This window comes from Klebsiella sp. GW_Kp181, from assembly GCF_040062315.1.
Taxonomy (GTDB): domain Bacteria; phylum Pseudomonadota; class Gammaproteobacteria; order Enterobacterales; family Enterobacteriaceae; genus Klebsiella; species Klebsiella oxytoca.
In genome coordinates this window covers 66,887-79,833 of sequence record NZ_JBEAFR010000083.1, presented here as the reverse complement: position 1 = coordinate 79,833, position 12,947 = coordinate 66,887, and the positions used below count along the sequence as shown (strand labels likewise).

The window sequence follows — 12,947 nt, the reverse complement described above, 5'->3', positions numbered from 1 at the left end:
ATAGTGATAATCATAAGATATCTGGTTCGTGAGACGCTGAAAAGCCAGTTGGCGATCCTATTCATCCTGCTACTCATTTTCTTCTGTCAGAAACTGGTCAGGATCCTCGGCGCCGCTGTTGATGGCGATATCCCGACAAATCTGGTGCTCTCGCTGTTAGGGCTGGGCGTACCTGAAATGGCGCAGCTTATTCTGCCCCTGAGTTTATTTCTCGGGCTGCTGATGACGCTGGGCAAACTGTATACCGAAAGCGAAATCACGGTGATGCACGCCTGCGGCCTGAGTAAGGCCGTGCTGGTGAAAGCCGCCATGATCCTTGCGCTCTTTACGGGCATTATCGCGGCGGTCAACGTGATGTGGGCCGGGCCCTGGTCGTCCCGTCATCAGGATGAAGTGCTGGCGGAAGCGAAAGCAAACCCCGGCATGGCCGCGCTGGCCCAGGGCCAGTTCCAGCAGGCCAGCGACGGCAGCGCAGTGCTGTTTATTGAGAACGTCAACGGCAACCGTTTCAGCGACGTCTTCCTTGCCCAACTGCGGCCGCGAGGCAACGCGCGCCCTTCGGTGGTGGTAGCGGATACCGGCGAGCTCTCGCTGCGTAAAGACGGTTCGCAGGTGGTGACCATGAATCAGGGCACCCGCTTTGAAGGCACCGCGATGCTGCGCGACTTCCGCATTACCGACTTTAAAAACTATCAGGCGATTGTTGGCCATCAGGCGGTGGCCTCCGATCCGAACGATACCGAGCAGATGGATATGCGCACCCTGTGGCGTACCGATACCGATCGCGCCCGGGCGGAGCTGCACTGGCGCTTCACGCTGGTGGCAACGGTATTCATCATGGCGCTAATGGTGGTGCCGCTCAGCGTGGTGAACCCGCGCCAGGGTCGCGTGCTGTCGATGCTGCCGGCGATGCTGCTCTATCTGGTGTTCTTCCTGCTGCAAACGTCGATTAAATCGAGCGGCGGTAAAGGCAAAATGGATCCGATGATCTGGATGTGGGCGGTAAACCTGCTCTATTTCGCGTTGGCCGTGCTGTTGAACTTGTGGGATACGGTGTCGATGCGCCGCTTCCGTGCCCGTTTTAACAAAGGAGCGGCGTGATGCAGGCGTTTGGCGTACTTGACCGTTATATCGGTAAGACGATTTTCAATACCATCATGATGACCCTGTTCATGCTGGTTTCCCTGTCGGGCATCATCAAGTTTGTCGACCAGCTGAAAAAGGCCGGGCAGGGCAACTATGATGCGTTAGGGGCCGGAATCTACACAATTCTCAGTGTGCCGAAAGATATCCAGATCTTCTTCCCGATGGCGGCGCTGCTCGGCGCGCTGCTGGGGTTGGGCATGCTGGCGCAGCGTAGCGAGCTGGTGGTGATGCAGGCTTCCGGCTTTACCCGCCTCCAGGTGGCGCTGTCGGTGATGAAAACCGCGATTCCGCTGGTGCTGCTGACCATGGCGATGGGCGAGTGGGTAGCCCCGCAGGGCGAGCAGATGGCGCGCAACTATCGTGCTCAGCAGATGTACGGCGGTTCGCTGCTTTCCACTCAGCAGGGCCTGTGGGCGAAAGACGGCCATAACTTTGTTTATATCGAGCGGGTAAAAGGTAACGATGAGCTGGGCGGAGTGAGCATCTACGCGTTTAACGACCAGCGCCGTCTGCAGTCCGTTCGCTACGCCGCTTCGGCAAAATTCGATACCGAAAATAAGCTCTGGCGACTGTCGCAGGTGGATGAATCCGACCTGACCGATCCGAAACAGGTCACGGGGACGCAGACCGTCAGCGGGACCTGGAAGACCAACCTGACGCCGGATAAGCTTGGCGTGGTGGCGCTGGATCCGGATGCGTTGTCAATCAGCGGCCTGCACAACTATGTTACCTATCTGAAGTCCAGCGGTCAGGATCCGGGCCGCTATCAGCTCAATATGTGGAGCAAAATCTTCCAGCCGCTGTCGGTGGCGGTGATGATGCTGATGGCGCTGTCGTTTATCTTTGGCCCGCTGCGTAGCGTGCCGATGGGCGTCAGAGTCGTGACCGGGATCAGCTTCGGCTTTATCTTCTACGTGCTGGACCAGATTTTCGGCCCGCTCACCCTGGTCTACGGCATCCCGCCGATAATCGGCGCGCTGTTGCCGAGCGCCAGCTTCTTCTTGCTGAGCCTCTGGCTGATGATGCGTAAATCCTGACGTAACGCGCCCCCTTCCTGAATCAGAAAGGGGGCGTTTTTTTAGCGTTTCCGTCCGCCAAGTAAGCTTCCCAGCATTCCCCTGACTATCTGCCTGGTGACCTGACGCACCGCGCTCTTCGTTGCCGTTTGCACAATGCCGTCGCGTTTGCCGCCGCGCGGCCCGGTAGTGCCGAACAGGATATCTTTGAGCCCGCCGAGCAGGCCGTCGTCATCGCCGTTTGGCTGGCCTTTTGCGGGCGGGGATTGCTGCTGCTCAGTTGTGGTCTGCACGCCCTGCTGCAGCATTTCAAACGCCGATTCACGGTCGATCTCTTCTTCATATTTTCCGTACAGCGGCGAGTGGTTAAGCAGTCCGTTACGTTCGTCATCGGTGACCGGGCCCATGCGCGAGCAGGGCGCGATAACCATCGCCCGCTCTACTATCGAGGGGCTGCCTTTCTCATCAAGAAAGGAGATCAGCGCCTCGCCGGTGCCCAGCTCCTGGATCGCCTGCTCGGTGCTGAACGCCGGATTCGCGCGCATAGTTTGCGCGGCGGTTTTTACCGCTTTTTGGTCTTTCGGCGTGAAAGCGCGCAGGGCGTGCTGCACCCGATTGCCCAGTTGACCCAGCACCGCATCGGGAATGTCCGCCGGGTTTTGTGAAACAAAATAGACTCCGACGGCTTTAGAACGTATCAGGCGGATGACCTGCTCGATTTTATCCAGCAGCACCTGGGGCGCATCGTTAAACAGCAGATGCGCCTCATCGAAGAAAAAGACCAGCTTTGGCTTTTCCTGGTCACCGGCCTCCGGCAGACGTTCGTAAAGCTCGGAAAGCATCCACAGCAGGCTGGCGGCGTACAGCTTCGGCATCTGATAGAGCTTTTCCGCGCTCAGGATATTAATTACCCCTTTACCCTGCGCATCAACGCGCATCCAGTCCTGGATATCGAGCATGGGTTCGCCGAAAAAGTGTTCTGCACCCTGCTGCTCCAGGGTCAGCAATCCGCGCTGAATCGCCCCGACGGAGGCGCTGCTGATGTTGCCGTACTGGTTCTGAAAAGCTTTGGCGTTGTCGCCAATGTGTTGGGTAATCGCGCGCAGGTCTTTAAAGTCGAGCAGCAGCAGCCCGCGGTCGTCGGCGATCCGGAAGATGATATTCAATACCCCGGACTGAACCTCATTGAGGTTGAGCAGGCGAGCCAGCAGCAGCGGCCCGAGATCGGAAACCGTGGCGCGAACCGGGTGGCCTTTCTCGCCAAAGATATCCCATAGCACTACCGGATTAGCATGCGGCTGCCAGTCCGTTGCGCCGATTTTTTCCAGCCGCGCCTGCAGTTTTTCCGAACTTTGGCCCGCCTCAGCGATACCGGTGAGGTCGCCTTTCACATCGGCCATAAATACCGGAACGCCGATTTCCGAGAAAGATTCCGCCAGCTTTTGCAGCGTGACGGTTTTACCGGTCCCCGTGGCGCCGGTAATTAAGCCGTGGCGGTTCGCCATAGCGGGCAATAAATGCAGCTGTTTTTCCAGCGTGCGTGCAATCAGCAGCGGTGAGCTCATGAGCGATTTCTCCATTTATCCTGCTGCGAGTATAGGCAACCTGATAGCAAAAGTGGGGAGATCGCGCACGCCTTCGCTTATTCCCTTCAGGCGCAGTGGCGCTGAATTAACGCGATACTGTGCTCGATTTCGCGGCGGATATCGTCTTCGCTCCAGTTTGCCAGCTCCGGTGAGAAGGGCTCGAACGCATATACGCCCTGATAGCCGCGGGCCTCCAGGTTTTTGACCTGCTCGCAGCTTTGCAGCTGGTCTTTTTCGGTCAGCATGATGCGTTCGTTGTCGGTCAGGGTTTCGCGCGGGCGGGTATCTTCTACGCCGGAAAGATGCACCAGGCCGATTTCGCCGATATCCACCTGGCTAAACTCCTGCTCCGCCTGCGGATAAAGATGATGGTGAAAGGTATCGATCAGCAGCTTAAACGGCACCCGTGCGTCGTGAATCAGCGTTTGCGCCTGCGCCGAGGAGCGCAGCGAGCTTTGCGGGAAGCCGAGCGGCTCGACGAGTCCCTCAATGCCATAGAAGGCGAATAGCGGCGCCAGGTCGCGCAGGGCGTTAAGGGTTTCGCTCGCCGGAACCTCGGTACCATCGTTCAGCGGGCACAGCACCAGCGATTTCGCGCCGACGGCTTTGGCCTCTTTTAGCAGGGACTCCGTCAGGCTGCGAACCTCTGCGGTGCGGCAGTTGAAAGGATAAACCGCGTTGATAGTGAGGATCTCAATATGGTAGCGGTCAGCCAGTTCACGAACCTGCTGGTGGCTCAGGTCGTCGGTCACTTTTCCGCTGGGGAGGTCGTTACGTAGCTCGACTTTGTTTAGCCCGAGGCTGTTCACCAGCCGGAAGAAGGCCTCAATGCTGAGGGAAGGGGCAATCTTGCGGTTGATACAGAAACGCTGTGCTGCAATAGCCATTTTGACTCTCCTGAAATAGATAGTTCGGCTTCGTTCGATTACCCCATAGTCAAAACATTTATTCCAAAATTAGCAATGCATGAAATGGCGATTTTTTGAGCCGACTCGCAAAATATTTTTCTTGGCTTCTTGCATTGCGGCGGGTTCCGGAAGGCGCTACGCCTGTTCTCTTTTTATGGGGGCTTTGCCTGTAAGGCAGCGTTTCCTTACAAGAAAATGCGACCATCATCACCAAAATACAATTTCATTAATGATGAATATTGAAATATTAATTTCATTTTATTACGGTACAACACAGCAGATCCAGTAATGGGCCGTACTGCGTTGGCCCCCGATACCCCATACATATGAGGCGAGAGCATGACTATCACAGGAAACTTTATTGGCGGGAAGACCGTTACCAGCGGCAGCAACAATACAATGCCGGTTTTCGACCCCGCGACGGGCAAAGTGGTCCGCGAAGTCACGTTATCGACCGCGCAGGAAGTCTCCGATGCGATTCAGGTGGCGCATGATGCTTTTGATGGCTGGTCGCGTACCACGCCGCTGCGCCGGGCCCGCGTGCTGTTTAATTTTAAAATGTTACTTGAACAGCACGCTGAAGAGCTGGCGGGGATTATCGTCAGCGAACACGGTAAAGTCTTTTCCGATGCGATGGGCGAGCTGACGCGCGGCATGGAAGTCGTTGAGTTTGCCTGCGGGATTCCGCACCTGATCAAAGGCGAGTTCTCATCGGATGTCGGCACCGGCGTCGATAGCTATTCTCTGATGCAGCCGCTGGGCGTAGTGGCGGGCATTACGCCGTTCAACTTCCCGGCGATGGTTCCGATGTGGATGTTCCCGCTGGCGTTGGCCTGCGGCAACAGCTTTGTCCTTAAGCCGCCAGCGCTGGCCCCTGGCGCTGCGGTGCGCCTGGCGGAGTTGCTGAAAGAAGCGGGGCTGCCGGACGGCGTCTTTAACGTGGTGCACTGCAGCAATGAAGATGCTGAGCAGCTGTACAAGGATCCGCGTATTGCGGCGGTAAGCTTTGTGGGATCTTCCGGCGTGGCGGAGCATATTTATAAAACCGCCAGCGCTTATGGTAAGCGCGTTCAGGCATTTGGCGCGGCGAAAAACCACGCGATTGTGATGCCGGATGCCGATCTTGATGCCACCGTGAATGCGATAATGGGCGGCGCGTTCGGCTCTGCGGGCGAGCGCTGCATGGCGCTGCCGGTGGTCGTCGCTGTGGGCGATGAAACGGCAGATAAACTCATTGCGCGCCTCAAGCCGCTGGTGGAGTCCCTGAAGGTCGGCCCGGGCTGTATGCGCGGAAAAGAAGAGAACGAAATGGGTCCGGTCGTCTCAGAGGCGCATCAGAAAAAAGTGCTGGGATATATTGATAAAGGCGTCAGCGAAGGGGCGACGCTGGTGGTTGACGGGCGCAAGCTGCGAGTTGCCGGTTTCGAAGAGGGTTACTACGTTGGCGGAACGCTGTTCGACAACGTGACGCCGGAAATGACTATCTGGCGCGAAGAGATTTTTGGCCCGGTACTGGGTATTGTCCGCGTGGCGGACTACCACAGCGCGCTGGAGCTGGTAAACAGCCATGAGTTCGGCAACGGCAGCGCCGTCTTTACCAGCAACGGCCACACCGCGCGTGAGTTTGTACATGATGTCCAGGCCGGAATGGTTGGGGTCAACGTGCCGGTACCCGTTCCAATGGCCTTCCATAGCTTTGGCGGCTGGAAACGCTCCGTATTTGGCGCACTGAACGTGCATGGGCCGGATGGCGTGCGTTTCTATACACGTATGAAAACCGCCACCGTCCGCTGGCCGCAGGGTCAGCAAACCGTATCTGAATTCAGCATGCCGACGTTAGGCTAATCGGCGAAGGAGAATGCCATGTCTTTACTGGCTAAAGCAAAAAAAGAAGGGCAGATTCAGCACATCACCCCGCAGAGCGCGGGGTGGAAGTACATTGGTTTTGATGTCTGGATGTTAAAGAAAGGGCAAACCGTTACCCTGGAAAGCGGCGATCGCGAGCTGTGCCTGGTGCTGGTCGCCGGGCTGGCTTCGGTAAAAACCTCGCAGGCCGATTTTCCTAATCTGGGCCAGCGTATGTCGCCGTTTGAGCGGACCCCGCCCTGGTCAGTTTACGTGCCGCCGCAGGATAAAGTCGAAGTGACGGCAGATTCTGACCTTGAGCTGGCGGTATGCAGCGCCCCGGGTAAAGGAACTTTACCGGCTCGAGTTATCTCCCCGCAGGACGTGGGCGTAGAGCATCGCGGTAAAGGGCGTAACCAGCGGCTGGTGCACAATATTCTGCCGGATAGCGCGCAGGCGGACTGCCTGCTGGTGGTAGAGGTTTACACTGACGAAGGAGCGACCAGCTCATGGCCGTCGCACAAGCACGACACGGCGCTGCCGGGTCAGGAAACTCAGCTGGAAGAGACCTACTACCACCGTTTCGATCCGCCGCAGGGTTTTGCCTTCCAGCGCGTCTATACCGATGACCGTAGCCTTGATGCCTGTATGGCTCCCTACAACCACGATGTGGTCATGGTACCGCGCGGCTACCATCCGGTAGCGGCGATTGCCGGGTATGACAGCTACTACCTGAACGTGATGGCCGGTCCGGATCGCAAATGGATGTTTACCTGGGAAGAGGATCACGCGTGGATCAACAGCCCTGATTATCCCCGCCACGATTAACAACAGTTGAAGACAAAAAGGCCGGTTAGCCATGCTAGCCAGCCTTTTTGATCCTGTAGCCCGAATAAGATCGTCGTCGCAATTCTGCCACATCCCCGGCTCGCGCTGCGCTCAGCCGGGCTACGGGTTTACCATCGTCTGCGGACAAGTCGCCCGGATAAGACGTTTACGTCGCCATCCGGGAATAATGAAAAATTTAAGCCAGCTGCTTCGTTTCTGCATCCTTGCTGCTGTTCAGCGCCAGCGAGACCGCCAGCGTCTGAGCCAGACACAGGGACGCCACCTGCGAGCGGAAACCATCAACCTGCGCCTCGCGCACGACAAAGCAGACGTCGCTGAAGGCCGCCAGCGGGCTGACCTGGCTGTCGGTAATCGCTATCTGACGTGCTTTACGCTGCGCGCCGAGCTCCACCAGTTCAACCACTTCCCGCGCATACGGAGAGAAGCTCACCGCCACGACGACATCTTTCGGCCCGACCAGGCTGAGCTGTTCGGTAAACATGCCGCCCAGACCGTCAATCAGGAACGCTTTACGGTCCAGATGGCGCAGGGCGTAGGTCAGATAGGAGGCGACGCTAAAAGAGCGGCGCAGGCCGATAACGTAGATATTTTCCGCTTCCGCCAACAGCGCGACCGCACGCTGCAGATCCTCGCCGGAGGTCTGCATCGCCAGCTGCTGCAGCGCCTGAGTATTAACCATAGTGAACATATTCAGGATTTCGGTCGGCGTTTCCGGCGGGGTTGCGTCATCCGTGGTGGTCTGGCGGAACAGACGCGCGCGCTCGGTATAGTTAGCAGTCTCTTCCATCAGGTGCTGCTTGAACATCTGCTTCATTTCGTTGAAACCGCTAAAACCAAAGGCGTTAGCGAAGCGGATCAGCGTGGAAGGGGGGACGTCAGCTTGTTGCGCGATAGAGGCCACGGTATCGAAAGCCACGCTATTGCTGTTATCGAGAATATAGCGGGCTACCTGTTTCAGGCGTTTGCTTAACGTATCGTAGCGACGCCTGATTTCATCCTGCAAGATGGTAAGTTGGGTCGGATTATTGGCCATAGATTGCGCTCTGAGAAAATGAAAGGAATATAATTTCCAGTGTATCAAATGAAGCGAATTTTTCATTTACTACGATGAAATACGCGATTCATTTCACGAAGATCCAGAAAAAAGCCCGCATCTTGGGGAAAGGATGCGGGCCTGGTTAGTATCAGCCGCGGGCTTCTCGCCAGTAGCCGATGAGCGTGAGGTAGTTGCGTTTCACTTCGTTAATCAGCGCCTCGTCGCTGAGCTCTCCCTGCATCCAGCGCCGTGAAGGCTGGCCAAAAATGGTGCGTCCTACCGCAAAACCTTTGATCATCGGATGCTTCGCCGCTTCGGCAAAACCGGCGCGCAGACGGTCCGAAGGGGCGTCCAGGCCGAGGATTAAGATCCCGCGGCACCAGCTATCTTCGCGCGCGATCAGTTTGCCAATCCTTTCCCATTCCGCGCTCGACAGCGGCGGCAGCTTCCACCAGTCCGGCTGGATGCCCAGCTGATAGAAGTGCTCCAGCATGTCGTGGTAGTGGCGTTCATCTTTATCCGGGCCGTTTTCCGGCAGAATAATTTCCAGCAGCAGCTCATGCCCGGACTTGTTGCACGCCTGCCAGACCTCCAGCAGCAGCGCATCCTGTTCGGCGCGCAGCTCGGCCGGGTCGGCCGGGTGGTAGAAGACCAGGCATTTCACGACGTGCTCCAGCGGCCAGTCGATGAGCTGGGAACCGATGTTGCCATGTTCCAGGCGCAGCGGGCGCGAGCTTGGCATTTCAATCGGCCGGCCAATCCACCAGCCCTTGCCGGTGATGGCATTGAGCGAGCGCTGGCCGTAGGTGCCATCGGCGAGAATGCCGCTGCGGCCGTCAAGACCGGCTTCGTCTGCGGCGGCTTCCGCGGCCGCCAGCAGCAGCAGCTTCAGCTGCGGAATACAGGATTCATCACGCCCGGTTTCCAGCGCCAGGTCTGCCAGCTGCTTACGGTGGTCAAAGGCGAAAATGCACAGCTCCGGCCACGCCTGGCGGCGGCTGGTGACGCGATGGAGATGGTTGAGGCGAGCGTCGATATCCGGACGCGGGACAGATTCTGCTCGCGACAGATAGTCGTCAAGTTCGGCTTTGGTTGGCATCGCGGGCGCGCAGCCGTGACGTGAAACCACCAGCGCGCCGCAGGCGTTAGCGTAGCGACAGGCCTGCTCCCAGCCTTCGTCGTTAAGCCAGCCGCGCAGCAGGCCGGACATAAAGGCATCGCCAGCGCCGAGGACGTTAAGCACGTCTACGCGCACGCCCTGCTGCAGCGGCACGCTATCCCAGCTGTCGGGAATGTCGCCTTCCAGCACCACGCAGCCCATCGGACCGCGTTTGCAAACCAGCGTCGCTTTCGTAGCGTTACGCACGTTTTTCAGCGCGATCAGAGTATCGGTACTGCCGCCGGCAATATGAAACTCCTCTTCAGTCCCCACCACTAAATCGAACAGATGCAGGACTTCCTGCAGCTGGCTGGTCACCTGACCGGACTCAATGAAACGCGTTTCGCCGTCGCCTAAAGAGGTTAACCCCCAAAGCACCGGACGATAGTCGATATCCAGCGCCGTACGCAGGCCGTGACGGCGGGCGTACTCCAGCGCCTTCAGCACCGCTTCACGCGTGTTGGCGTGCGAAAGGTGGGTACCGGTTACCGCCAGCGCCCGGGAGGAGGCGATGTACTCTTCCTTAATGTCTTCTGGCGAAAGGGCCATATCGGCGCAGTTATCGCGGTAAAAAATGAGCGGAAATGTCTCCTGATCTTTAATCCCCAGCATCACTAACGCCGTCAGGCGCTGCTTATCGGTGATCAGATATTCGGTATCGACGCCGGCGCGGCTGAGCGTTTCGCGTAAAAAACGACCATTGTGCTCATCGCCCACGCGGGCAAGCATCGCCGATTTTAATCCCTGTATAGCGGTGCCGAAGGCGACGTTGCCGGAAGAGCCACCCAGGTACTTAGAAAAACTGGCAACATCTTCCAGCCTCGCGCCAATCTGCTGGGCATAGAGATCGACTGCCACCCGGCCAATACAGATGACGTCGAGTCGCTTTACTGCTGCATTCATAGCTAGGGTTTCCTTTTGCATTTCTGCTGTACGGAAGAGTCGGGATGCCGACAGCGTCTCCGAAAACAGCCTGAGGGTTATTGGTTATCCCTAGTTTGAGAAATAAATATTTCATTTGCAAACTAGATCGAAATTAAAAAACCAAAAATGTGAGGGATATACCACTCTGCCGCGCCGAGCCCCATTCTGCCTCAGATCCTGCGCGCCGAGGGAAAGCTGAACTACCGGCCATTTACTATCACTCTTTACCTATGATTTTTAAGGGGATATTAAGAGCAGTACCGCGTAAATTGCGTGTTATCCCGGATACAGGATGTGAATGAAACGGGTGAAATGCATAGAGAGTTTGATCCCTCTCGCAAAATGAAATATTTCTTCTGTATTTCTATTTAATGAAAAAAATGTTTGCCTATAATCCAGAAGTATTCCAGTGGCGTTAACGATTTTCCTGGCCCATCGCTTGTCACGCTGGGCGGGGTAAAACGCTGACCTACACGCAAATACTGAACAATAAGGATTGGGCAACATGGGCAAACTGAGACTGACAATGGCGCAGGCGCTGGTGAAGTTCCTGGATAACCAGTACCTGGAAGTCGATGGCGAAGAGCATAAGTTCGTTAAAGGCATCTTTGCTATCTTTGGCCACGGCAACGTGCTGGGAATGGGCCAGGCTCTTGAACAAGATAGCGGTGAAATGCGGGTCTATCAGGGGCGTAACGAGCAAGGGATGGCGCATGTCGCCACCGGTTTTGCCAGACAGTCCCTGCGTCGTCAGATTATTGCCTGCACCTCCTCCATTGGCCCCGGCGCGGCAAACATGATTACCGCTGCCGCCACCGCGACCGCCAACCGCATCCCTCTGCTGCTGCTGCCGGGAGATGTGTTTGCGACCCGCCAGCCTGACCCGGTATTACAGCAAATTGAGCAGAGTCACGATCTCAGCATTACCACTAATGACGCGTTTCGCGCGGTGAGTAAATACTGGGATCGCATCACCCGTCCGGAACAGCTGATGAGCGCCTGCATCAACGCCATGCGCGTGTTGACCGACCCGGCGGAAACCGGTGCGGTCACGCTCTGTCTGCCGCAGGATGTCCAGGGCGAAGCCTGGGATTATCCGGAGTCCTTCTTTACCCGTCGGGTACACCGCCTTGACCGCCGTCCGGCCAGCGCCGCACAGCTGGCGGATGCCGTGGCGGCGATTAAAGCCAGCCGTAAGCCGCTGATCGTCTGCGGCGGCGGGGTGAAATACTCCGGCGCCGGCGAAGCGTTGACCCATTTTGCCGAACGCTACGGCGTACCGTTTGCCGAAACCCAGGCGGGTAAAGGCAGCGTTGTCTCTTCGCATCCGTATAACGTGGGCGGCGTCGGCGAAACCGGCTGCCTGGCAGCGAACCTGCTGGCGAAAGAGGCGGACTTAGTCATCGGTCTCGGCACGCGTTTCAGCGATTTCACCACCTCGTCAAAATGGATTTTCCAGCATCCGGGCGTGCGCTTCCTCAATATTAACGTCAGCAACTTCGATGCCTGGAAGCTGGATGGGATTCCGATGCTGGCGGATGCCCGCGAAGCCCTCACCGCCCTCGATGACGCCCTGTCCGGCGAATCCTGGCAAGCAGGCTGGGGCGAGCAGATTGAAAGCGTGCAGAGCCGCCAGCTGAAAGAGACCCAGCGCGTTTACCAGGCGGTATGGCAGGAAACCGCTTTCGTCCCGGAAATCGACGACCATCTGGATCGGGAATCGGTGTATCGCGAATTTCGCCAGATAACCGACTCCACCCTGACGCAAAGCAGCGTCCTTGGCGTACTCAACGAAACGCTGCCGGCGGATGCGGTGATTGTAGCGGCGGCGGGGAGCCTGCCGGGAGACCTGCAGCGCGTCTGGCGCAACCGGGCCACCAACACCTATCACGTTGAATACGGCTACTCCTGCATGGGATATGAAGTCAGCGCTGCGCTGGGCGTGAAGTTAGCCCAACCGCAAAGCGAGGTCTATTCGCTGGTCGGCGATGGCTCATTCATGATGCTGCACTCCGAGCTGGTGACCTCCCTGCAGGAGCGCGCGAAGATCAACATCGTGCTGCTCGACAACATGGCCAACGGCTGTATCAACAACCTGCAGATGGAACACGGTATGGACAGCTTCGGCACCGAGTTCCGCTTCCGCTGCGCCGAATCGGGCCAGCTGCAGGGCGGCCTGGTACCGGTAGATTTCGCCACCGTCGCTGCCGGCTACGGCTGCAAAACCTGGCGCGTCACGACGCTAGAAGAACTACGCCACGCGCTGGACGCCGCGCGCCGCGAAACCGTCAGCACCCTGATAGACATTAAAGTGCTGCCGAAAACCATGGTGCACAAATATGGCAGCTGGTGGAACGTCGGCGTCGCGCAGTCTGCGCTCTCCGAGCGGATCCGTAAGGTTGCGCAAATGATCAATGAAAAACGCGCTCAGGCGCGGGATTACTAAAACAGAACACAAACCCTGAACCCTACAAATCT

Annotated in this window: 9 protein-coding genes; 5 read left to right on the top strand and 4 right to left on the bottom strand. The window is 57.5% G+C overall.

The features are described from left to right. Window positions 1–3 precede the first annotated feature (3 nt). Both lptF and lptG read left to right on the top strand, forming a co-directional pair. Complete coding sequence (lptF, locus tag ABLV11_RS23690) at window positions 4–1,101, top strand: LPS export ABC transporter permease LptF (protein ID WP_123830102.1); 1,098 nt, start codon at window positions 4–6, stop codon at window positions 1,099–1,101. Beyond that, window positions 1,101–2,183: an LPS export ABC transporter permease LptG gene (gene lptG / locus ABLV11_RS23685; RefSeq protein WP_004108859.1), complete on the top strand. Its 1,083-nt coding sequence runs from the start codon at window positions 1,101–1,103 to the stop codon at window positions 2,181–2,183. The genes lptF and lptG overlap by 1 nt, the downstream gene beginning before the upstream one ends. A 41-nt stretch (window positions 2,184–2,224) precedes the next feature. Here the strand turns inward: lptG and ABLV11_RS23680 are convergent, their stop codons facing one another. Both ABLV11_RS23680 and ABLV11_RS23675 read right to left on the bottom strand, forming a co-directional pair. Beyond that, window positions 2,225–3,727, bottom strand: coding sequence for a helicase HerA-like C-terminal domain-containing protein (locus ABLV11_RS23680; RefSeq protein WP_126488271.1), 1,503 nt, complete (start codon window positions 3,725–3,727; stop codon window positions 2,225–2,227). Between the two features lie 86 nt (window positions 3,728–3,813). Then, a complete protein-coding gene (locus tag ABLV11_RS23675; protein WP_004108853.1) occupies window positions 3,814–4,635 on the bottom strand; it encodes a TIM barrel protein in 822 nt (273 codons plus the stop codon). Window positions 4,636–4,995: 360 nt separating this feature from the next. Between ABLV11_RS23675 and ABLV11_RS23670 the strand changes: the two genes are divergently transcribed. Both ABLV11_RS23670 and iolB read left to right on the top strand, forming a co-directional pair. Beyond that, on the top strand, window positions 4,996–6,501 hold the full coding sequence (locus ABLV11_RS23670) for a CoA-acylating methylmalonate-semialdehyde dehydrogenase (RefSeq protein ID WP_004108850.1): 1,506 nt from the start codon (window positions 4,996–4,998) through the stop codon (window positions 6,499–6,501). A gap of 18 nt (window positions 6,502–6,519) precedes the next feature. Further along, a complete protein-coding gene (gene iolB, locus ABLV11_RS23665; protein ID WP_004108848.1) occupies window positions 6,520–7,329 on the top strand; it encodes a 5-deoxy-glucuronate isomerase in 810 nt (269 codons plus the stop codon). A 196-nt stretch (window positions 7,330–7,525) separates the two neighbouring features. Here iolB and ABLV11_RS23660 read toward each other — a convergent pair whose 3' ends face one another. Beyond that, window positions 7,526–8,383, bottom strand: a complete 858-nt coding sequence (locus ABLV11_RS23660) for a MurR/RpiR family transcriptional regulator (protein WP_004108846.1) — start codon at window positions 8,381–8,383, stop codon at window positions 7,526–7,528. A gap of 151 nt (window positions 8,384–8,534) precedes the next feature. Then, the gene (iolC, locus tag ABLV11_RS23655; protein WP_049128372.1) at window positions 8,535–10,448 is read right to left on the bottom strand and encodes a 5-dehydro-2-deoxygluconokinase; all 1,914 of its coding nucleotides are present in this window, start codon (window positions 10,446–10,448) and stop codon (window positions 8,535–8,537) included. A 526-nt stretch (window positions 10,449–10,974) separates the two neighbouring features. Between iolC and iolD the strand changes: the two genes are divergently transcribed. Continuing rightward, window positions 10,975–12,915 (top strand): 3D-(3,5/4)-trihydroxycyclohexane-1,2-dione acylhydrolase (decyclizing), encoded by a 1,941-nt coding sequence (gene iolD / locus ABLV11_RS23650; protein ID WP_105889559.1) that lies wholly within the window; start codon window positions 10,975–10,977, stop codon window positions 12,913–12,915. Window positions 12,916–12,947: the final 32 nt, after the last annotated feature.